Here is a 408-nt window from a genome sequence, read left to right on the forward strand (position 1 = left end):
GTGTATTTCAATATCATTGGTACGTTAAGTGACAGTGAATTAAATAAAATTAATAACTATGTTGACGAATATTATAAACAATGGGGTAAACAATATGTAAGATTTAATGTGAATTTGAAAAATAAGGACACAAATAATAGTTCATTTAGCTACGGAGATAACCGATTCGAGAAGTCTCAAGGTAGCAAGTGGACATTTCAGGAATAATTGAGGAAGACTTATGGCAGATTGGAATGGTTATATTATGGACATCAGCAAACAATTTGATCAGGGCGTTGATGATCTGAACCAGCAAGTTGAAAAAGCGTTGGAGGATTTAGCAACCAATCCTTCCGACCCGAAATTCCTTGCCGAATATCAAAGTGCATTAGCTGAGTATACATTATATCGAAATGCGCAATCTAACGT

General features: G+C 34.8%; 2 protein-coding genes. Both read left to right on the forward strand.

Going from position 1 to position 408, the window contains the following annotated elements; genetic code table 11:
• The coding region (locus BM613_RS14760) for a PrgH/EprH family type III secretion apparatus protein (RefSeq protein WP_281267869.1) at positions 1-207 on the forward strand (207 nt) is incomplete at its 5' end.
• 13 nt (positions 208-220) lie between these two features.
• On the forward strand, positions 221-408 hold a 188-nt coding region (sctF, locus tag BM613_RS14765), incomplete at its 3' end, for a type III secretion system needle filament subunit SctF (protein WP_109431878.1).

It is taken from the genome of Sulfoacidibacillus thermotolerans (genome assembly GCF_003144315.1).
GTDB classification, from domain to species: domain Bacteria; phylum Bacillota; class Bacilli; order Alicyclobacillales; family SLC66; genus Sulfoacidibacillus; species Sulfoacidibacillus thermotolerans.